18 protein-coding genes and 1 tRNA gene are annotated in these 21039 nt (G+C 64.6%); 13 read left to right on the forward strand and 6 right to left on the reverse strand.

Annotation, left to right across the window (positions count from 1 at the left end; genetic code table 11):
• Together CDE01S_RS13545 and CDE01S_RS13550 are read right to left on the reverse strand one after the other, a co-directional pair.
• A partial coding sequence (locus CDE01S_RS13545; RefSeq protein ID WP_157077129.1) for a hypothetical protein occupies positions 1 to 302 on the reverse strand: 302 nt, incomplete at its 3' end.
• A 49-nt stretch (positions 303 to 351) separates the two neighbouring features.
• Positions 352 to 756 (reverse strand): HIT family protein, encoded by a 405-nt coding sequence (locus CDE01S_RS13550; protein WP_066708496.1) that lies wholly within the window; start codon positions 754 to 756, stop codon positions 352 to 354.
• Positions 757 to 865: 109 nt separating this feature from the next.
• On the opposite strand from CDE01S_RS13550, the gene CDE01S_RS13555 reads away from it, so the two are divergent.
• The 5 genes from CDE01S_RS13555 (at position 866) to CDE01S_RS13575 (ending at position 6248) form a co-directional block, all read left to right on the forward strand.
• Positions 866 to 2101 carry a multidrug effflux MFS transporter gene (locus tag CDE01S_RS13555; RefSeq protein WP_066708498.1) on the forward strand — a complete coding sequence of 412 codons (1236 nt, stop codon included), beginning with the start codon at positions 866 to 868 and terminating at the stop codon, positions 2099 to 2101.
• Positions 2079 to 3047, forward strand: a complete 969-nt coding sequence (gene miaA, locus CDE01S_RS13560; protein WP_066708501.1) for a tRNA (adenosine(37)-N6)-dimethylallyltransferase MiaA — start codon at positions 2079 to 2081, stop codon at positions 3045 to 3047. Before CDE01S_RS13555 ends, miaA begins: the two co-directional genes overlap by 23 nt.
• Positions 3044 to 3709 carry an ABC transporter ATP-binding protein gene (locus CDE01S_RS13565; RefSeq protein WP_066708504.1) on the forward strand — a complete coding sequence of 222 codons (666 nt, stop codon included), beginning with the start codon at positions 3044 to 3046 and terminating at the stop codon, positions 3707 to 3709. The genes miaA and CDE01S_RS13565 overlap by 4 nt, the downstream gene beginning before the upstream one ends.
• A complete protein-coding gene (pabB, locus tag CDE01S_RS13570) occupies positions 3709 to 5436 on the forward strand; it encodes an aminodeoxychorismate synthase component I (protein ID WP_066708506.1) in 1728 nt (575 codons plus the stop codon). Before CDE01S_RS13565 ends, pabB begins: the two co-directional genes overlap by 1 nt.
• 110 nt (positions 5437 to 5546) lie before the next feature.
• Positions 5547 to 6248 carry a DUF3334 family protein gene (locus tag CDE01S_RS13575; RefSeq protein ID WP_066708509.1) on the forward strand — a complete coding sequence of 234 codons (702 nt, stop codon included), beginning with the start codon at positions 5547 to 5549 and terminating at the stop codon, positions 6246 to 6248.
• Positions 6249 to 6344: 96 nt separating this feature from the next.
• Here CDE01S_RS13575 and CDE01S_RS13580 read toward each other — a convergent pair whose 3' ends face one another.
• Positions 6345 to 7007: an NAD(P)H-dependent oxidoreductase gene (locus tag CDE01S_RS13580; protein WP_066708512.1), complete on the reverse strand. Its 663-nt coding sequence runs from the start codon at positions 7005 to 7007 to the stop codon at positions 6345 to 6347.
• Between the two features lie 137 nt (positions 7008 to 7144).
• Here CDE01S_RS13580 and CDE01S_RS13585 point away from each other — a divergent pair, with 137 nt between their 5' ends.
• Positions 7145 to 8035, forward strand: a complete 891-nt coding sequence (locus CDE01S_RS13585) for a LysR family transcriptional regulator (RefSeq protein ID WP_066708515.1) — start codon at positions 7145 to 7147, stop codon at positions 8033 to 8035.
• A gap of 60 nt (positions 8036 to 8095) precedes the next feature.
• On the opposite strand, the gene CDE01S_RS13590 is transcribed toward CDE01S_RS13585, so the two are convergent.
• Positions 8096 to 8986 (reverse strand): LysR family transcriptional regulator, encoded by an 891-nt coding sequence (locus CDE01S_RS13590; protein WP_066708609.1) that lies wholly within the window; start codon positions 8984 to 8986, stop codon positions 8096 to 8098.
• A 102-nt stretch (positions 8987 to 9088) separates the two neighbouring features.
• Here CDE01S_RS13590 and CDE01S_RS13595 point away from each other — a divergent pair, with 102 nt between their 5' ends.
• Genes CDE01S_RS13595 through CDE01S_RS13605 form a run of 3 tightly spaced genes read left to right on the forward strand, consistent with a single transcriptional unit; the run spans position 9089 to position 12324 of the window.
• Complete coding sequence (locus CDE01S_RS13595) at positions 9089 to 10303, forward strand: CaiB/BaiF CoA transferase family protein (RefSeq protein WP_066708518.1); 1215 nt, start codon at positions 9089 to 9091, stop codon at positions 10301 to 10303.
• Complete coding sequence (locus CDE01S_RS13600; protein ID WP_066708521.1) at positions 10300 to 11301, forward strand: hydroxymethylglutaryl-CoA lyase; 1002 nt, start codon at positions 10300 to 10302, stop codon at positions 11299 to 11301. The genes CDE01S_RS13595 and CDE01S_RS13600 overlap by 4 nt, the downstream gene beginning before the upstream one ends.
• A gap of 24 nt (positions 11302 to 11325) precedes the next feature.
• Positions 11326 to 12324 (forward strand): Bug family tripartite tricarboxylate transporter substrate binding protein, encoded by a 999-nt coding sequence (locus tag CDE01S_RS13605; RefSeq protein WP_066708524.1) that lies wholly within the window; start codon positions 11326 to 11328, stop codon positions 12322 to 12324.
• A gap of 71 nt (positions 12325 to 12395) precedes the next feature.
• On the opposite strand, the gene CDE01S_RS13610 is transcribed toward CDE01S_RS13605, so the two are convergent.
• Together CDE01S_RS13610 and CDE01S_RS13615 are read right to left on the reverse strand one after the other, a co-directional pair.
• Positions 12396 to 12821 (reverse strand): Hsp20/alpha crystallin family protein, encoded by a 426-nt coding sequence (locus tag CDE01S_RS13610; protein ID WP_066708527.1) that lies wholly within the window; start codon positions 12819 to 12821, stop codon positions 12396 to 12398.
• A 155-nt stretch (positions 12822 to 12976) separates the two neighbouring features.
• Entirely contained in the window at positions 12977 to 13441 is a 465-nt protein-coding gene (locus CDE01S_RS13615; protein ID WP_066708530.1) for a CBS domain-containing protein, read from the reverse strand.
• A gap of 131 nt (positions 13442 to 13572) precedes the next feature.
• Between CDE01S_RS13615 and CDE01S_RS13620 the strand changes: the two genes are divergently transcribed.
• The 4 genes from CDE01S_RS13620 to CDE01S_RS13635 all read left to right on the forward strand — a co-directional run bounded on the left by CDE01S_RS13620 (position 13573) and on the right by CDE01S_RS13635 (position 21034).
• Positions 13573 to 16131: an FtsX-like permease family protein gene (locus CDE01S_RS13620; RefSeq protein WP_066708533.1), complete on the forward strand. Its 2559-nt coding sequence runs from the start codon at positions 13573 to 13575 to the stop codon at positions 16129 to 16131.
• A 61-nt stretch (positions 16132 to 16192) separates the two neighbouring features.
• Positions 16193 to 16268: transfer RNA gene (locus CDE01S_RS13625), tRNA-Lys, on the forward strand.
• Between the two features lie 426 nt (positions 16269 to 16694).
• A complete protein-coding gene (locus CDE01S_RS13630; RefSeq protein WP_066708536.1) occupies positions 16695 to 17900 on the forward strand; it encodes a hypothetical protein in 1206 nt (401 codons plus the stop codon).
• A gap of 203 nt (positions 17901 to 18103) precedes the next feature.
• Positions 18104 to 21034, forward strand: coding sequence for an EAL domain-containing protein (locus CDE01S_RS13635; RefSeq protein WP_066708537.1), 2931 nt, complete (start codon positions 18104 to 18106; stop codon positions 21032 to 21034).
• The last annotated feature ends 5 nt before the right edge of the window (positions 21035 to 21039 follow it).

The following is a 21039-nucleotide window of genomic DNA, read 5'->3' on the forward strand; positions in this document are numbered from 1 at the left end:
CGCGGCCCGAGCACCTTGCCGAACTCCAGTGGGTCATAACCTGGCCCCACCGGGCCCACACCACCGCCCCAGCGCACGTTGTTGCGGTCCATGGCTGCACGTAGCTCCTCAGGCGTGAGCCCGCGGTACAGATGCATGTGCACATCGGCAATCGGCACGCTGGCGGCTAGGCTGGCGCTTTCGGCCTCGTTGGCGCGCACCGGCGCCGCCAGGGACAGCCAGGTGGCGAGCATCGCGCCCAGCGCCAGGCCGTGGCACAACCGTCTGACATTCAGGTGCCGGATCAGGCTCAGGGGCTTCATGCAGTCTCCTCTTGGGCTTGGATGTGAGTGAGACCCATGATAGGCAGGTTCAGAGCTTGATCTGCTCGGCGTATACCCTGAGCTTCTCCAGCCCCGGCTCCTTGCGCGGCCAGACCAACTCCGCGCCGTCTCCCACGTAGCGCGGCAACACGTGAATGTGCACATGCGGCACGGTCTGCCAGCCCGCCGGTTTATTGGTCTGCAGCAGTGTCATACCCTCGGGCTTGAAGGCGGCCTGCACCGCCCGCGCGATGCGGTGGGCCACGGCAAACAGGTGGGCTGCCTCAGCCTCCTCCAACTCGATCAGTGTCTCGACCTGGCGCTTGGTGGCCACCAGCACGTGACCGGGGTTGACTTGGCCAGCGTCCATGAAGGCAATGACCTGCTCGTCCTCGAAGACGATGACGGCCGGGATCTCGCGGCGGATGATGCGGGTAAAGACGGTGTCGGTCATGGCAGTCGGATGAAGGCTGTGCGTTGCGCATTCTGCAGGGAACGGTTGCCCTTGTTGCAAGGGGCCGCAAACGCCTTAGGGTATTCACCGATCTGGTAGTCTTGGCCGAATGTCTGCTCCCGTTTCCGTCTCTGCTGCCCCTCCTGTCAGCGCCATGTCTCCCGCGCTGGTTGTGCTACTCCTGTCCCTGCTGCTGGGCCTGCAGCCCATCACCACCGATCTCTACCTGCCCGCCCTGCCTGCCCTAACCGAGGGCTTTGGCGCCACGCTGGCGCAAGCCCAGCTCACGCTCACCGGGCTGATGCTGTCCTTCGGTCTCTCGCAACTGGTGTGGGGCCCGCTGTCCGACCGTTTCGGCCGTCGCCCCATCCTGCTGTGGGGCATGGGCGCCTATGTGCTGGCGTCGCTGGCCAGCGCGCTGGCACCCAGCATGGAACTGCTGATCATCGCGCGCATCGTGCAAGGCGCGGCCATGGGCGCCGGCGTCATGTGCGCGCGGGCCATCGTGCGCGACCTCTACCGCCCGGCAGAAGGCCCGCGCGTGATGTCCAAGGGCCTGACCGGCCTGGGTGTCGCTGCCTGCATGAGCGCGCCGCTGGGTGGCCTGCTGTCGGACTGGATGAACTGGCGCGTGGCCATGCTGGCGCTCACCGTCTTCAGCGTCGCCACGCTGGTCCTGGTGGCCTGGCGCTTCGAGGAAAGCCTGACCCAGAAGAACCCGCAGGCACTGCAGCCCGCCAAACTGCTGGCCACCTGGCGCGTCATCCTGTCCAACCCCACTTTCTGGACCTATTCGGTGCTGTCCACCGCCACCTACGGCGGGCTGTTCACCTTCCTGGCCTCGTCGTCCTTCATCTTCATCAAGGTGCTGCACATCTCCAAGCCGACCTATGGCCTGCTGATGTTCACGGTCTCGTTCGTCTACATCATGGGCACCGTGATCTGCCGCCGCCTGGTGCCGCGCCTGGGCGTGCGCCGCGCCGTGGCGCTGGCCGGCGGCTTCTCGCTGGCCGGTGGCACGCTGATGGGTATGCTCGCGCTGGCCGGCCTGCACAGCGTCTGGTCCCTCATGCTGCCGTTCTACCTCTTCATGCTGGGACACGGCGTGCACCAGCCCTGCAGCCAGAGCGGTGCCATCGGCCCCTTCCCCTATGCAGCCGGTGCCGCTGCCGCGCTCAACGGCTTCCTGATGATGGTGGCCGCCTTCGCTGTGGGCGGCTGGCTGGGCACCCACATGGACGGCACCGTCATGCCGCTGGCATATGGCGTGTGGTTCTGGGGCGTGGTTGTCGCCCTCTCCAGCTGGACCCTGGTGCAAAAGCATGGCAAAGCCAGCGAACACTGAGTTCCCCGTCTGCCTGGCCATCGCCGGCCCGACTGCCAGCGGCAAGACTGCGGCGGCACTCGCCATTGCACGCGAAATGGCGGTGGAGATCATCAGCGTCGACTCGGCGCTGGTCTACCGCGGCATGGACATCGGCACCGCCAAACCCAGCGCACAGGAACTGGCCGCCGTGCCGCACCACCTGATCGACATCCGCGACCCGCTGCAGGCCTACAGCGCCGCCGAGTTCGTGCGTGATGCCACGCAGTTGATCCACGAGATCCATGCGCGCGGCAAACTGCCGTTGCTGGTGGGCGGCACCATGCTGTACTTCAAGGCCTTGTTCGACGGCCTGGACGATATGCCGAAAGCCGACGCGCAGGTGCGTGCCGCCCTGGAAGCCGAGGCACAGGCCAAGGGCTGGCCGGCACTGCATGCCGAGCTAGCGCAGGTTGACCCGGTTACTGCGGCACGGCTGGCGCCCGGTGATTCGCAACGCATCCAGCGCGCGCTGGAGGTGTTCCGCGTTTCAGGCCGCCCGCTCTCCAGTTTTCACACTACAAAAACCATAGCTACCGGCGCAGATGCAGCAAGGGCTACCACCCTGATTTCCCTGGAACCGTCAGACCGTGCCTGGTTGCACGCGCGCATTGCCCAGCGCTTCGACGCCATGCTGGCAGCGGGTTTTCTCGATGAAGTGAAAACCTTGCGCGCCCGCGGCGACCTGAACCCCGACCTACCCTCGATGCGCTGCGTTGGCTACCGCCAGGCCTGGGAGGCCCTGGAGGGTCTGTTCCCCATGAGCGAACTGCGCGACCGCGGCATCTTCGCCACGCGCCAGCTTGCCAAGCGGCAGATCACCTGGCTGCGTTCCATGCCGCAGCGCCGCGTGGTGCACTGCGACGCGCCGGACGCGCTGCAGCAGGTACTGCAGATCGCGCGCACGTTGGCCAAGGAGCGCGCATGAGCCTGGTGGTGCAGGACCTGGGCAAACGCTACGGCGAGGTGCCGGTGTTCCAGCATGTCTCGCTGAACGTCCAGCCGGGCGAGTTCGTCGCCATCGTTGGCGAATCGGGTGTGGGCAAGTCCACCCTGCTCAACTGCCTGGCCGGGTTGGACCATTGGGACCGTGGCACGGTGGCCATCGATGGCGTGGACCTGGGTTCGCTGGACGACGACGCCCGTGCCCGGCTGCGGCGCGAGAAGGTCGGTTTCGTGTTCCAGGCCTTTCACGTGCTGCCGCACCTGGACGTGGCGCAGAACGTGGCACTGCCACTGATGCTGCTCAACCGCCCCGATCCGGCGCGGGTGCAGGCCATGCTTGACGTCGTGGGCCTGGGTGAACTGGGCGCACGCCTGCCGCAGCAACTCAGCGGCGGGCAGCTGCAGCGCGTGGCCATTGCGCGCGCCCTGGTGCACCGCCCGGCCCTGCTGCTGGCCGACGAACCCACCGGCAACCTCGACCCCGGCACCGCCGCCAGCGTAATGGCGGCATTGATCGCGCAAACGCGCGAACACGGCGCGGCGCTGGTGCTGGTGACGCACGCCATGCCGGCCGTGTTGCAGGCCGACCGCATTCTCACGCTGCAGGCAGACGGCCTGAGCGACTTCTCATCCCAGGATTCCTGATGCAAGCCCTGATCGATTTCTGCCCGGTGCAGCCCGGCCAGGCCGGTGCCTTGCGTTGCGCCTTCGACCAACCCTTGCAGACGCTGGTGGCACACACACTGGCCGAGGTCCGCCCTGTGCTGGACAGCGTGGACCGGCTGGCACGGCAAGGCCGCTGGTGCGTGGGTTATGTACGTTATGAGGCGGCACCGGCCTTCGATGCCGCGCTGACCGTGCATGCGGCGCAGGGGCCGTTGGCCTGGTTTGGCGTCTACGACAAGGCGCTCGACTGGCCGGCAGAAGAAACGCATGAAACCGCCGTGGCGACGTGGCACGACAGCCTGACGCGCAAGGCGTTCAATCGCAACATGGACACCATCCACCAGGCCATTGGCGCCGGGGATCTCTACCAGATCAACTACACGGCACCCCTGCTGGGCCAGCTGCAAGGCTCGCCGCAGGCCTTGTTCCAGGCGCTGCAGCGCGCCCAACCGGGCGGTTATGCGGCCTTCATCGACAACGGCCTTGAGCAGGTACTGTCGGTGTCGCCCGAGCTGTTCTTCGACTGGCACGGCCAGCAGATCCTGGCCCGCCCCATGAAGGGCACGGCCCCGCGCGGCGCCAATGCCGAACAGGATGCGCAGCAAATGGCGCAGCTGCGCGCCTCGCCCAAGGAGCAGGCCGAGAACGTGATGATTGTCGACCTGCTGCGCAACGACCTGTCGCGCATCGCCGAGCCGTTCTCGGTGCAGGTGCCCGAGCTGTTCCGCATCGAGGCATTGCCTACCGTGTTCCAGATGAGTTCGGACGTGACGGCCACCACCCGCACCGGCACCACGCTGACCGACGTCTTCACGGCCCTCTTCCCCTGCGGCTCGGTCACCGGCGCGCCCAAGGTGCAAGCCATGCGGTTGATCCACGCGCTCGAGACGCAACCGCGCGGCATCTACTGTGGTGCCATCGGTGTGGTGCGCCCGGGTGGACATGCCACCTTCAACGTCGCCATCCGCACCGTCACCGTGAAGGACGGTGCCACGCGCTGCGGCATCGGCAGCGGCATCACCTATGACGCCACCGCCGAAGGTGAGTGGCAGGAGTGGCGCAACAAGCAAGCTTTCCTGGCGCGCGCCAGCCAGCCTTTTGAATTGCTGGAGACACTGCGGCTGGAAGACGGCGTGCTGCGCGACGCCGCACGCCATCTGGCCCGCATGGCACGCGCCGCACGGCATTTCGGCTACCCCTTTCCGATCACAGTACTGGACCAGGCCTTGGCGCAGCAGGCACAGACGCACCCGCAAGGCGTGTGGCGCGTGCGCCTGCTGCTCGATGCCGGCGGCAAGGTCACGGCACAGGCCTTTGCCATGGAGACCACGCCCTCGCGTGTGCGGCTGCGCCTGGCACCCAGCGCGTTTGATGCGGCCCACGGCGAGTTCGTGCGTTTCAAGACCACGCAACGCGCGCACTACGACGCCGCCGCCCCGGCCGATCCGGGCGTGTTCGACACCCTGCTGTGGAACGCGCAAGGCGAACTGACCGAATGCACACGCAGCAACATCGCCGTGCGGCTGGACGGGCGCTGGCGCACGCCACCGCTGGCCTGTGGCCTGCTCGATGGCGTGGCGCGAGCGCGCTACCTGGAGGAAGGCCGCATCGAAGAAGGTGTGGTGCGCGTGGAAGACCTGCCCCGGGCGCAGGGGCTGGCGGTGTTCAACAGCCTGCGCGGCTGGATCGAGGCCGAACTGGTCTGAGCCCCGGTCAGCATTCCTGTGCGGCCCTGTACGTCGCTGGTGCGACCCAGCTGCCAGTACCCCGACAGGTCATTGCGGTAAAGTTGCGCTATTAACCAGAAAGGCAAGTCATGAGCGAAACGCGGCAGGAATCGGCAGTGGTGTACGGGACCGAAGATATCCTGACAAGCTTGTGCAATTCAGTGACCCGGGTGCTGTCGGTGGCCACCCAGAGCCGGCTGCATTACTCCGGCATGGTCCAGCGCATCACCAAGACCAGCCTCAAGCCGGACATCGGTTGTTTTGTGCTGTTTGACGGCGGCTTCTCCGGCCTGGTCGTGCTCAACTTCTCGGCCGCCGCGGCCATGGAGATCTACGAAAGCTACATGCTCACCATGGGCATGCCCAAGAGCGCACTGTCGCATTCGCACACCTCGGACGAAGTGAGCAACATCATGGGCGAGCTGATGAACCAGATCGTCGGCGACTTCACCGGCAAGGTGCGGCGCGAGCTGCAGACCAACATCACCCAGAACCAGCCCAAGATGCTGGTGCTCAATAAACAGGTGGTGCTGAGCGTGGACGCCCAGCTGGACCAGCCCGAGGTGCGGCGCGTGACCTTCTACACCGACAAGAGCAACATCTTCTACCTGGAACTGGCGATCGACCGCACCGAGTTCATCCGCCTGGGCGACTTCGCGGCCGAGGAGGAGGTCAACCCCGACGAGGTGATCGCCCAGGCCCAAGCCCAGACGCCGGCCCCGGCCAGCGCCACCGCACCCAAGGCGGAGCAGGACGACCACGAGGCCCTGCTGAAGTCACTCGGCATGTAAGCCGGCCCCCGGTGGCAGGGGCCCCAAACCCTCTGCCGTGCCGGGCAGCACCCAGCCGTCCGTCACCCCGGTTCACCGGCATGACGGACACCTACATCACACCTCGCTCACGAACTGCTCGCGCGGGCGACGCACCTTCTTCAGGTTGACCAGCCAGTCCTTGTCTTCCTGGCGGTAGCCAATGGGCATGATGGCGACGCTGCGCAGACCGCGAGCACGCAACTTCAGGATCTCATCGAGCGCATCAGCATCAAAGCCTTCCATGGGCGTGGCATCCACCTCTTCGAAGGCGGCGGAAATCAGGGCCGCACTCAGGCCGATGTAGGCCTGCCGCGCCGCATGCTGGAAGTTCACCTCGGCCTCGCGCGGCGGGTACAGCGCCAGCAGTTTCTGGCGGTAGTTCTCCCAGCCCTCGTTCTTGAAGCCACGCACTTCGTTGGTGTAGTCGAACATCTGGTTGATGCGCTCGGGCGTGTAGTTGTCCCAGGCCGCGAACACCAGCAGGTGCGAGCCGTCGGTGATCTGCGCCTGGTTCCAGGCAATGGCCTTGATCTGCTCGCGCACCGCGGCATTGCTGACGACGATGATCTCGAACGGCTGCAGGCCGCTGGAGGTCGGCGCCAGGCGGGCGGCCTCCAGAATGCGCTCCAGCTTGTCCTTCGGCACCGCCTTGGTGGGGTTCATGCTCTTGGTGGCGTAGCGCCACTGGAGTTGCTGGATCAGCGGTTGGGTGGAGGTGGATTGTTGGTTGGCACTCATGGGAAATTCTCTGGGTCAATGGAGTGGCTTGCACGGGACGTGTGGCCTGACTCAAATTTAAGGATTAAATAGTTCCATGAAAAGCCACAATGATGCAAAATTAAGTTTCCAATTCATCAACAATCAAACCAACGCCCATGCTGAGCCCCCAACACCTGGCCACTTTTTCGGCCATCGTCAGTGCCGGCAGCATCAGCAAGGCCGCCACCCGGCTGGGCTGCGGCAAGTCGGTGGTGTCACGCCAGCTCGCCAAACTGGAAGCCGACCTGGGCGCCCGGCTGATCCAGCGCACCACCCGCCGCCTCACGCTCACCGAAGTCGGTGAAGCGGTGCTGCTGGAGGCCCAGCAGATCGACCGCTCGCTGGCCAATGTCGAGCAGATCAGCGGCCAGTTCCAGCAGGAGGTGCGCGGCCGCCTGCGCGTGGCCTGCCCGCGGCCCTTGGGGCAGCGTTACCTGGTGCCCTTGTTGACGGCGTTCACGCAACAGCATCCGCTGGTTGAGATCACGCTGGTGGTGGAAGACCGGCTGACCGATCTGGTGGCCGAGCAGATCGATGTCGCCATCCGCGTCGCGCACATGGAAGACTCCACCCTGGTCGCCCGCAAACTCGCGCCCAACCCGCGGGTGCTGGTGGCGGCCCCGGCCTATCTGGCGCGCGCCGGCACCCCCAGGACACCGGCCGATCTGGCGCAGCACAACTGCCTGCTCTACATCAGCGGCACCACGGTGCGGGATGAATGGACCTTCCGCAAAGGCACGGCCACCACCCTGATTCGGGCCACCGGCAACATCAGGATGAACGATGGCATGGCCCTGGCCGCCAGCGCCTGTGCCGGTGCCGGCATCACGGTGCTGGACCGCCTTCTGGTCGAGCCCGAACTGGCCAGCGGCGTCCTGGTGGAGCTGCTGCCGGACTACCGCCTCGCTGCCGGACCACCGGTCTGCGCCGTCTACCCGGCACGCAAATGGCTGCCCTTGAAGACCAAGACCTTCGTCGCGTTTCTGCAGGAGCGCCTGTTCAACTAAGCACCCAGGGCCGGTGGGCGGGAACCGCCCCAGGTCCTGAGGTTCGGCAGATGGGTCGCCTCAGTGTCTGGCTGCGCTGATGTGCTGCACCAGCAGCCGTGCCACCGGCGACAGCGCGGCCAGGTCGCGCACCGCCACCACCAGCTTGCGTGCTGCCCAGGGCTCAGACAGCGTGATGCACTGGATCTTGAGTGACGGCATGAACAGTTGCGCACTCAGGCGCGGCATGACGCCGATGCCCAGCCCCGAGGCCACCATCAGGCACAGCGCGTCGTAGCTGCTGACCTGGATGCGCAGGCGCAGCGGGCGGCCCAGCTCGGCGGCCGCCTTGGTCAGCAGGTGGTTCATCACGCTGCCCGGGTGGGCGCCCACCACGTCATGGTCCAGCACCTGCGCCATGCGCACGCTCTTCTTGCGCGTGAGCGGGTGCCCCTGCGGGGCAATCACCACCAACTCGTCGTCGTGGTAAGGCAGCAGCGTGAGCTGCTCACCGTAATTGCCGGCGTTCAGGATGCCGATGTCGGCCGCGTTGTCGGCCACCGCCTTGGCAATCACCGAGCTGATGCGCTCCTGCAGATGGATCTGCACCTGCGGGTACTGCGCCATGAAGGACTTGAGCTCGGCCGGCAGGAACTGCGTGATGGCCGAGATGTTGGCGTACACCCGCACATGGCCACGTACGCCGCTGGCGTATTCGCGCATCTGGGCGTAGATGTCGTCCAGGTCGTTGAGTACGCCGCGCGCCAGGTTCAGCAACGCAAAGGCGGCCGCGGTCGGCTCGGTACCCTTGTTGCTGCGCACGAAGAGTTCGGTGGCCAGCTGCTGCTCCAGTTCGCTCAGGCGCTTGCTCACCGCCGAGGCGGCAATGTGCTCGCGCGCGGCGGCATTGGCAATCGTGCCTTCCTCCATGACGGCGACGAACAGGCGCAAGGAGACGGGATCGAGCTTCATGGCGGCCATTCTGCCATCTCATTTGGAGATGGCAAGCTGCCGAATGGTTGATTTACCAAAGGAACCAGTCTTACCATCATCGCCAACCGAGAAGGAGACAGCATGACCACCACGCCCCCCACCCTCACGCCCGCAGCCCTGCAGGGCGTGCGCGTCATCGAGATGGGCCAGCTGATCGCGGGCCCGTTTGCCGGCAAGACGCTGGGCGAATTCGGTGCCGACGTCATCAAGATCGAGGCCCCCGGCGCCGGCGACCCGCTGCGCAACTGGCGCCTGATCCAGAAAGGCACCTCGGTCTGGTGGCAGGTGCAGTCGCGCAACAAGCGCTCCATCGCGCTGGACCTGCGCAGCCCCGAGGGCCAGGACATCGCCCGCCAGCTGATCGCCGAGGCCGACGTGCTGATCGAGAACTTCCGCCCCGGCACCCTGGAGGACTGGGGCATGGGCTGGGAAGAACTGCGAAAACTCAACCCCGGCCTGGTGATGCTGCGCATCAGCGGCTACGGCCAGACCGGCCCCTACCGTGACATGCCGGGCTTTGGTGTCATCGGCGAGGCCATGGGCGGCCTGCGCCACCTCACCGCCGAGCCGGGCCGTGTGCCGGTGCGCGTGGGCGTGTCCATCGGCGACACACTGGCCGCGCTGCACGGCGTCATCGGCGTGATGATGGCGCTCTACCACCGCAAGGTGAACGGCGGCGCCGGCCAGGTGATCGATGTGGCACTGCATGAAGCCGTGTTCAACGTGATGGAAAGTTTGATTCCCGAGTACAGCGCCTTCGGTGCCGTGCGCGAGGCCGCTGGCAGCGCGCTGCCTGGCATCGCCCCCAGCAACGCCTATCCCTGCCGCGACGGTTATGTGCTGGTGGCCGGCAACGGCGACAGCATCTTCAAGCGCCTGATGGAGACCATCGGCCGCAGCGACCTGGGCAACGCCCCGGATCTGGCAAACAACGCCGGGCGCGTCAAGCGCGTGGCCGAGATTGATGCTGCCATCGGCGCCTGGACGCAGACACGCAGCATCCAGGAGGTGCTCGATGCGCTGAACGCGGCACGCGTGCCGGTGGGCCGCGTCTACACCGCCAAGGATATTTTTGAAGACCCGCACTACAAGGCGCGCGACATGATCCTGACGCAGCACACCCGTGATGGTGATGACATCGCCGTGCCGGGCATCGTGCCCAAGCTCTCGGCCACGCCGGGCCAGATCCGCAGCAGTGCACCCCATCTGGGCGACGACACCGACAGCGTGCTGCAGCAGATGGGCCTGTCGGCGGACAACATTGCAACCCTGCGTCAGAAAGGCATCGTGGCATGACCCTCAGCAAACTCCCCATCTGGTTCGGCAATGGCCGGCGCATCCACCTGCAGGAAGTCGGCACACGCGACGGCCTGCAGGCCGAGTGCACCTTTGTGCCGACCGAAGACAAGATCGCCCTCGTCAACGAACTCTCGGCAACCGGCCTGTCCAAGATCGAGGTCACCTCGTTCACCTCGCCCACCGCCATCCCGGCGCTGCGCGACGCGGAAATCGTCATGCGCGAGATCGAGCGCCAGCCCGGTGTGGTCTACAGCGCCCTGGTGCCGAACATGCGCGGCGCCGAGCGCGCCATCGACGCCCGCGCGGATGAGCTCAACCTGGTGATGTCCGCCAGCGAAACACACAACCTGGCCAACCTGCGCATGACGCGCGAACAGTCGTTCGCGGCACTCTCACAGGTGATCGGCCTGGCCCAGCGCGAAGGCGTGGCCGTGAACGTGTCGCTCTCGTGCAGCTTCGGCTGCCCGATGGAGGGCGATGTGTCCGAGTCCACCGTGCTGGCCTGGGCGCAGCGTTTTGCGGACCTCGGCGTGCACGGCCTCACGCTGTGCGACACCACCGGCATGGCCTACCCGACGCAGGTGGCCACGCTCACGCGTGCCGCCCGCCTGCGCTGGCCCGGTACCGAACTCACCCTGCACTTTCACAACACGCGCGGCATGGGCCTGGCCAATGTGCTGGCCGGCATCGATGCCGGCGCCGACCGCTTCGACGCCTCGCTCGGCGGCATCGGCGGCTGTCCGTATGCGCCGGGCGCCACCGGCAATGTGTGCACCGAGGAGGTCGCCCACGCCCTGGCGCTGATGGACTTCGACACCGGCGTCGACCTGCCGCGCCTGATCGCTGCTTCGAAGCGCCTGCCCGCCCTGATCGGCCACGACACGCCGAGCCAGATCACCAAGGCCGGCCAGCGCCTGGACCTGCACCCGGTGCCGGCCGATTTCAACGCCATCCGCGCGCGCGCGCTGGCGCGCAACGCCGAGCCCGTACACTGACTTTCATTCCACAAGGAGACTTTGATGACCCCACAACAACATCGGCGCACCCTGACGCTGGCCGCCGCCGTCTTCACCACGCTGGCCACCTTCAGCGGCCTGGCCCAGGCGCAAGGCAGCGGCAACTACCCCAGCCGCCCGATCACCCTGGTGGTACCCACCGCCACCGGTGGCACCACCGACTTCTCCGCCCGCATGCTGGCGCAGCCGCTGGGCACCGCGCTCGGCCAGTCAGTGGTGGTGGACAACAAGGGCGGCGGCAACGGCTCCATTGCGGCCATCCAGGTCAAGCGTGCCGAGGCTGACGGCTACACGCTGCTGATGCAGTACTCGGGTTACCACGTCATCTCGCCGGCAGTCAGCAAAACGCCGCTGCAGTGGGATGCCAAGGACTTCCAGCCGGTGGCCAACGTGATCTCGGCGCCGCAGGTGATCGTGGTGCGCGCCAGCCTGCCGGTGAAGAACATGGCCGAACTGGTCGCCTACGCCAAGGCCAACCCGGGCAAGCTGAACTACGCCTCCAGCGGCAACGGTTCGCTGCAGCACGTCACCGGCGCCATGCTGGAACAGCAGGCCGGCATCGACATGATGCACGTGCCCTACAAGGGTACCGGTCCGGCCCTGCAGGACCTGCTGGGCAACCAGGTGGACCTGACCTTCGGCACCCCGCCGCCCTTCGTGCCGCACATCCAGAGCGGCAAGCTGCGCGCCCTGGCCGTCACCGGCAAGAAGCGCCTGCCCAGCCTGCCGGACGTGCCGACCACCGCCGAGGCCGGCTTCCCGAAGCTCGACGCCACCTCCTGGTTTGCCGTCTTCGCCCCGGCCAAGACGCCCAAGCCCATCATCGACAAGCTGACCGCCGAGATCGCCAAGATCACGGCCACACCGGCCTTCAAGCAGAAGGCGGTGGAACTCGGCGCCGAGGCCGACTACATGAGCCCGCAGCAGTTGGGGGACTTCACCAAGGCCGAACTGGCACGCTGGGCCCAGGTGGTCAAGACCTCGAAGATCGAAGCAGACTGAGCACGGCTTCCTGAACAAAAAAAGCCCGGCAATCACGAAGATTGCCGGGCTTTTTTGTGGGCGTCGGGTTCTTACTCGATGCGCAGCTTCTGCGAACCGTTGCCCTGCTTCTTGGGCAAGGTGAGTGTGAGAACGCCGTTGTCGTACTTGGCCTTGGCCTGCGCCTGGTCCACGTCCTGCGGCAACTGGATGCCGCGCGACACCGAGCCGAAATAACGTTCGTTGCGCAACTGCTTGTCGTCCTTGTGCGCGTCTTCCTGCTTCACTTCAGCACGCACCATCACCATGCCGCCTTCGATGGTCACGTGGATGTCTTCCTTGCGCACCCCCGGAATCTCGGCCGACACGGTGTAGCTGTTGCCGTTTTCCTTCACATCGATCTTGATCTGCCCCGGGCTGGGCAGCGGGTCACCATGCAGCGGCTTGACGTAAAAACCCGGTGCAACATCACGGAAAAAATCATCGAACAGGCTGCCGCGTGTGATCAGTGAACTCATGTCATTCCTCCTAAGGTTGGGTCATGTTTCATGGTCATGGCGCAGACAGCCATGGCCATCGGTTCAAAGTATGTGGTTCACACCGGGGCTATTCAAGGGGGAGGTGCTTCAAATTTGATGCACGTCAAAATCCCCCTGCCCACGCGGCAGGTGGCTCAGCGGCGCAACTGGCGCTCGCGCTGGCCCTCGTGCTCGATCGCAGCCACCAGCAGCGACAGCTCCTCCGACAGAATGGCCAGCACATCGTCCAGCGTTGCAATGCCGATGAGTTCGCCCTGCGCCCCCACCACCGGTATGCGCCGCACGCCCTTGGCGCGCATGGCCCGCATCAGGTCGATCAGCGAGTCGTCCTCACCCACCGTCACCGGGTCGGCGCTCATGACATCGCCCACGCGCAGGGTGTGGAGGTCCAGGCCGGGCGCGACCACGGCCGTCACGATGTCGCGGTCGGTCAGCAGGCCGACCACCGTGCGCCGGCCGGCCACGCCATCCTCCACCACGACCAGGCAGCCGACATGCTCGGCACGCATCAAACGCGCGGCATCCAGCAGAGGGGTGTCCCGGAAGGCGATGGTTACACTGCGCGTGCACACTTCACCGGTTGTCAACCGCTCACCCATGGTGTTCTCCTTGCCATCGTGTCCATGTCGATGCTTTCCATACTGAACTCTCATGGCCGGCCTGTAAAGACCCGACTGCGGACAAGCCAGCGTTGTGCTGAACCACGCCCTGCCCGCCTGACCCACCCGCCATGCGCCAACTGCTGCTGACCTTCTCCTGGCAGGAACTGCGCCACCACCCCTGGCGCCATGCCGCCGCCGTGCTGGCGGTGATGCTGGGCGTGGCGCTGGCGTTCTCGGTCCACCTGATCAACGCCTCGGCACTGGACGAGTTCTCGCACGCGGTGCGCGCCGTGGGTGGCCAGCCCGACCTGACACTGCGGGCCGCACAAGGCAGTTTCGATGAGGCCCTCTATGGCCGCCTGGCCCGCCACCCGCAGGTGGCGCAGGCCAGCCCGGTGCTGGAGTTCAGCAGCCAGGCCCTCAGCGCCGGCGGCCAGCGCGTGCCGCTGCGCGTACTGGGCATCGACGCCTTGCAGGTGGCCACCACCGCCCCCGACTTGCTGCCGCGGCCGGCCGCGGATGCAGACCGCCTGGCCCTGTTCGCACCCGCCACCGTCTTCCTCAACCCGGCGGCCCGGCAGCAGATCACCAGCCCCACGTTCTTCTTGCAAAGCGGCCTGCGGCTGGCCAGCGTGAAGGTGGCCGGCACCGTCAGCGCCAGCGGCCCGGCCCTGGCCGTGATGGACATTGCTGCCGCGCAGGAGTTGTTCGGCAAGCTGGGCCAGCTCAGCCGCCTCGACCTGCGCCTGCAACCCGGCGTGGACCGCAGCGCCTTCGTGCGCGCCCTGCAGGCCGCGCCCGACTGGCCCAGTGGCCTGAGCCTGAGCGAGCCCGGCGACGCAGCGCAACGCATCAGCCATCTGTCGCGTGCCTACCGCGTCAACCTCACGGTGCTGGCGCTGGTGGCGCTGTTCACTGGCGCCTTCCTGGTGTTCTCGGTGCTGGCCTTGAGCGTGGCCAAGCGCGCGCAGCAGTTGGCCCTGCTGGGCGTGCTGGGCCTCACCGGCCGCGAGCGGCTGGCCCTGGTGTTGTGGGAGTCGCTGGCATTGGGCACGCTCGGCAGCGCGGCCGGCATCGCCCTGGGCACGGCGCTGGCGGCATTGGCCCTGCACCTGCTGGGCGGCGACCTGGGCGGCGGCTTCTTCACCGGCGTGGCGCCCCGCCTGCAGTGGGACGGCGCGGCCGCGCTGGGTTACGGCCTGCTGGGTGTGCTGGCCGCTCTGGCCGGCGGCTGGTGGCCGGCGCGACAGGCGCAGCGGCTGCCGCTGGCGCAAACCCTCAAGGGGCTCGGCGCCACCGGAACGCACGCCTCACATCGCTGGATTGCTCTGCTTTTGATAGCTGCCGGCGCAATATTGGCGAGGGCGCCAACCATTTTCGACATCCCACTGGCGGCCTATGTGTCAATCGCCCTGCTGCTGGTGGGCGGCATCATGGCCCTGCCCTGGCTCATCGCCGTGCTGCTGGACCGCCTTGCCCCGCTGGTGGCGCGGCACACGCTGCCGCTGCTGGCGGTGGAGCGCGCACGCCGCCAGCGCGAGAGCGCCGCGGTGGCGGTCAGCGGTGTGGTGGCCGCGCTCAGCCTGGCCGTTGCCCTGACCGTGATGGTGGCCAGCTTCCGCGATTCGGTGACGCAATGGCTCGCGCAGGTGCTGCCGGCCGACCTCTACGTGCGCAGCGCCAGCACCGTGGGTGCGGCCGACACGCAGTACTTCACGCCTGAATTCGTGCAAGCGGTGGCGCGGTTGCCCGGCGTGCAGCGCGTGCAGGCGCAACGCCAGCTGGCCTTGTTGCTGGCGCCGGAGCGCCCGGCGGTGGCGCTGCTGGCACGTGAACTCGACGACCCGGCGCGCGACCTGCCGCTGCTGGGCGAACCACTGCCGGTGCCGGCGGGGCAGATCGGCATCTATGTCAGCGAAGCCATGCTCGACCTGCATGGCGCCCGGCCGGGCCAGGTGTTTGCCCCAATTTCACAGTCTTTCATGCCTCTGGCCCTTGACCGACGAGCGCCACCAGCTACGTTTTTTGTAGCAGGCGTGTGGCGCGACTATGCGCGCCAGAGCGGCACCATCGCCATGGCGCGGCGCAGCTACGAGCAATTGACCGGCGACACGCGCAGCAACGACCTCGCCTTGTGGCTTGATGCGGCGGTGCCACTGGACGCGATGCAACAGGCCATCCGCACCCTGGCCGACCAGGCCAGCCCCGGCAGCGGCGCCCTGCTGGACTTCGGCAGCGCCAGCCAGATCCGCGCCACCTCGCTGCGCATCTTCGACCGCAGCTTTGCCGTCACCTACTGGCTGCAGGCAGTGGCCATCGGCATCGGCCTGTTCGGCATCGCGGCCAGCTTCAGCGCGCAGGTGCTGGCGCGGCGCAAGGAGTTCGGCCTGCTGGTGCACCTGGGCTTGACGCGCCGGCAGATCCTGGCCGTGGTGGCCGGTGAAGGCGCGGCCTGGACCGGCGTCGGCGCCATTGCCGGCCTCGGGCTCGGCCTGGCCGTGGCCGTGGTGCTGGTGCACGTGGTCAACCCGCAGAGCTTTCACTGGAGCATGGAGCTGATGCTGCCCTGGGGCCGTCTGCTGCTGCTGTGCGCCGCCGTGGTGCTGGCCGGCACGCTGACGGCCTGGCTCGCCGGCCGTGCCGCTGCCGGGCGCGATGCAGTGCTGGCCGTGAAGGAAGACTGGTGAATCCCGCACCGGAAGACGAGCCAAAGTGATGCTAGAATTCGACCCATTGCTTCAATGCAGCGGGTTCTTAGCTCAGTTGGTAGAGCAGCGGACTCTTAATCCGTAGGTCGAGTGTTCGAGTCACTCAGGACCCACCAGAAATTAAGAATAGAAATCAAGGACTTGACCGAAAGGTCAGGTCCTTTTTCTTTGCCCGGCCGTGACAAGAACGTGACGATATAGCCCACATTTTCAGCACGTTGCCGCTCTATTCTCATGGCGGCATCAGCTAAATGACTGGTTGCGTACTTGGCGTATCCATCGTCAGACTCTGTTGCTTGAGCCCTCATTCCCTCTCGGGAACGATCCTTGGAATCAAGGTGACTGCAATTGCGTGGTCGAGCAACTCCATTTTTAGTCCCCTCCTTGTCGAAAACTTCATTCTGTAAAAAGTAAGCACTAAACACACCTCGAATCCAACAACCTGGGAAACGGGAAGAAGCCCAAGGTGCTGGCTCCGTTGGTCTAAGATGCAATTAGCAGTACATAGAGCCTTCCTTCATACAAGACTTGAAGGGTTTTTTATGAACAAGCCCATTCGTGTCTACCTAGACAGTAGCGACTTTTCCAGCCTGTCTAACTCCACGGACTCCGCCACTTGGGGTGAAACAACTAGCCAGCTTCAAGAGTGGGCTGATTCTGGTGTCGTTCAGTTTCTTTTTTCTGCTGTCCATCTCACAGAAATGGCACCGCTAGAGGCCAAGTTCACCCCGGCAGCGGCAGCAAGGGCAGATCTTGTTGTCCGTCTATGTGGACGCAATGCCCTCATATCTTTTGATCGCCTTGCGGAGTTAGAGCTCAGGAACTTAATTGACCCTCTCTCCTCATTGCCATCCGTAGTCTCTAGCGAAGCGGAATGGTATCCAAAGTGGGGGAACCTGATTTCTCCCGTGCAATGGGCCGAAACAGTCAACCAGGTGGATCTCACCGGCAAAGAGCAGGGTTTGAACAGAGAACAACGCCGCAGCCTGAAGCGACAGATGTTCAAGCGCGGGCTCCCCAAGAAAGCCACCCGTGAATTATTGTTCTCCAATGAAGAAAATATCGATTACTCAGATCTGCTGAAGCTTTATCCGATGCGTCTTCAAGATGCCCAGGTACTAGGTAGATACATGATTGGAAAGGCCTCTTCGGAGGAGGCCAATGCTGCGTTTCTAGAGAGTCTGCGTGACCCCCGTTGGATGATGCGGTGGTTTGCAGAACATCATGACAAGATGAGCCCTTTCATCTTTTGGCTTAGAAAGCCCGCTCAAGACCTTAATGAGGCAGTGAAGTCCATTGCAAACAAATCGCAGGAATTGCACAGACTTCAATCAACATTAGGACCAAATTTCAAGCCAGATGTTCTCACGTCACAGTGGTGGACTAGTACCCAAGAAGAAATGCTGCAAAACTTCGCCAACAGAATGATCCGCGTTCTACTTCAGGACACGGAGACCACAGTAACTAGTCAGCAAGTTCGCGCACATTGTCCAGGCATAACGTCGTTTCTGCTTTCGGCAGTTTCTTTCGCCAAGGACTCCGTAACTGAAAACCCCCGTCAGCCAAAGGAGAGCGACTTCGCTGATGTGCTACATGCTATGTACGCGCCGTACGTTGATGTGTATAGGACTGATTCGTACATGGCAAATCATGTTCGACGTCAGGTGGAGACTTATCCAACAACCGTTGTTCCAAAGTTGTCGCTATTAGTGCCCCTGCTTAGGGATAAGCTGGCTCGCCTAACTTAGCTCAAGCTTTTGCTGAGAGCCATTCCTTGGTCACACTATACGCAAAAGGCACCGACTACAACCCAGTACCGCGCATCAGACCAAGTCGATGCCCACGGAGACAGCAGTAGCTCCAATCAAGGACTTGACCGAAAGGTCAGGTCCTTTTTCTTTGCCCGGCGTTTCCTCACAGATACGGGTATCGGTTTTGCTAAAGTGCACCGATGTCAAAGGGCGAAACCACCTCCAACCGTGCGCTGCTGATTCCCGGCATTTTTCTGCTCCTGGGTTTGACGCTGACCTACTTTCTGCAGGGCAGCGCCCGCGAGGCAGCGCGGGAAACGCTGCACGACGAGTTCAAATTCCGTGTCAGCGAAGTCCTCGGAAACATTGACCGGCGTCTGCAGAGCTACGAACAGATCCTCGAGAGTACCGCCGGTCTGTTCGCCGCATCAGACCAGGTGGCGCACGGCGACTTCGTTGAATACGTTCACGCACTGAGGCTGGAAGGGAAATACCCAGGCATTCAGGGTGTCGGGTTTGCCAAGCTCGTGCCGCACAAGGACAAAACCAGGCACATCAGCGAGATGCGGGCCAGCGGCCGGGCGGACTACGACATCCGACCGGCAGGGCAGCGCGATGTCTACACCCCCATCGTTTACCTGGAGCCGTCCACCTCGCGCAACCATCGCGCCATCGGGTACGACATGTATTCCGAGCCGGTGCGCCGTGCCGCGCTGGAACAAGCACGGGATGAAGAAAAAACCAGAATCAGCGGCAAGGTGCGGCTGGTGCAGGAAACCGACCAGGATCTGCAAGCTGGCTTTCTGATGTACCTGCCGGTTTATCAGCGCAAGACCACGCATCAAACCCTCGAAGAGCGCCGCACAAACCTGATCGGCTGGGTCTACGCGCCCTTCCGCATGAATGACCTGATGGCAGGCATCCTGGGCGAACGTTTTGGTGAAGCCAACGCGGTGCTGAACCTTGAAATCTTTGATGGCGACTCGCTCCAGGCCAGCCAGCAGATGTTCAACTCGAACGGCCAAGGCCATGAAAACGCCCAATTTCATGCCGTCCAGCGCATCGCGCTGTTTGGGCACCAATGGACCGTGGTCATCGACTCGCTTGCCCCTTTCGAGGCCCGGATGCGGAGCGACAAGGCCAACATCATTGCCTTGGCCGGCACCATTGCCAGCCTGCTGCTGGCCTTGGTGGGTTGGCTGCTTGCAACGGCGCGGGCACGCGCGCTGGCCATCGCGCACCGGATGACCGAGGAGTTGCAGCAAAGCGAAGCCGCACAAAAGCGGCTCAATCGCGCCCTGCGTCTGCTCAGTGACTGCAACATGGCCTTGGTGCACGCGGAAGAAGAATATAAGCTGCTGTCCGAGATTTTCCGCCTGTGTGTCGAGCGCGGTGGCTACCTCATGGCCTGGGTTGGTTACGCGGAGCAGGATGCCCAGAAGAGCGTGCGGCCGATCGCGCAGTCCGGCTACGAAAGCGGCTACCTGGAAAAGATCAACATCTCCTGGGCCGACGACGAACACGGACGGGGCCCGACAGGCACCGCCATTCGCAGCGGGCGGCCGAATGTCAACCAGAACATCCTGACCAACCCGGCCATGGCGCCGTGGCGCGAAGCAGCCAGCCAGCGCGGCTATCAGTCCAGCGTGGCACTGCCCCTGATCTGCGAGGCCCGGGTGCTGGGCGCCCTCAACGTCTATGCCCATGACCCGGGGGCTTTCGACCCCGAAGAACTGCACCTGCTGGAGGAGCTGGCGAATGATCTGGCCTACGGCATCGTGGCCTTGCGCACCCGCGAGGAACACGCCGCCGCCAAGGACCGCCTCACGTTCCTGGACCACTTCGACCCCCTGACCCACCTGCCCAATCGCCTGCTGCTGCGCGACCGCTTCGAGCGTGCCGCGCTGAGCGCCAAGAGCGAGCAAAAGACCGTTTGTCTGTTGTACCTCGACCTGGACCAGTTCAAGCAGGTCAACGACAGCCTGGGTTATGCGGTGGGCGACCGGGTGCTGGTCGGCGTCGTGGAGCGGTTGCGTCAGTGCGTCCCTCCGGCTGCCACCATCAGCCGCCTGAGCGGAGACGAGTTCGTCGTGCTGCTGACGGGTAACTACGATGCCACCGGCATTGCAGTTGTCGCCAACACCATCCGTGATGTCTTTGCCGAGCCTCTGGCCATTGACACGCATGTGCTGAACCTGTCCTTCTCCATCGGCATCAGCCTGTACCCGAACGATGGCGAGGATTTCGACACCCTGCTCAAGCACGCCCACACGGCCATTGGCAGCGCCAAGGAGGCCGGGCGCAATACCTATCGCTTCTTCACGCGCGAAATGAATGCGGGCCTGGCTGAGCAGATCCGCCTCACCGGCGGCCTCAGCAACGCTGTTCGCCATGGCGAGTTCCTGCTCCACTACCAACCCCAGATCGACATTCAAAGCGGCCGGATCACCGGCGCCGAGGCCCTGGTACGCTGGCAACACCCGACCGACGGACTGGTGCCGCCGGGCAAGTTCATCAGCCTGGCGGAACGCAGCGGCCACATCGTGCAGATTGGCGAATGGGTGCTGAATGAAACCTGCCGCCAGGGCAAGCTCTGGATGGACCGGTACCCGCAGGCGCCGGTGGTGGCCGTCAACCTTTCAGCCTTGCAGTTCAAGCGCGGCAATGTACTGGAGATGGTGAGCAAAGCGCTCACCACGTCCGGCTTGCGCCCGGACCGCCTGGAGCTGGAGCTGACCGAATCCATCCTGCTGCAGGATGTGGAGGCCACCATGAAAACCTTGCAAGGCCTGAAGGCCTTGGGCGTCAAGCTGTCCATCGATGATTTCGGCACCGGCTATTCCAGCCTGTCCTACCTCAAGCAGCTGGCCATCGACAAGCTCAAGATCGACCAATCGTTCGTGGGAGACATGCTGACCGATGAAGACGGCGCCTCGATCGTCAAGGCCATCATCCAGCTGGGGCATACCCTGCAACTGACGGTCATCGCCGAGGGCGTGGAGACCGATGCCCAACTGGCGTTCCTCAACACCGCAGGCTGTGATGAAGCGCAAGGTTATCTGTTCAGCCGCCCTGTCCCGGCCGATCAGTTTGCCAAGCTGCTGGAGAAGAAAGAAGCCGAGCGGGCTTGAACGGC

Source organism: Curvibacter delicatus NBRC 14919, assembly GCF_001592265.1.
Lineage (GTDB): Bacteria > Pseudomonadota > Gammaproteobacteria > Burkholderiales > Burkholderiaceae_C > Hylemonella > Hylemonella delicata.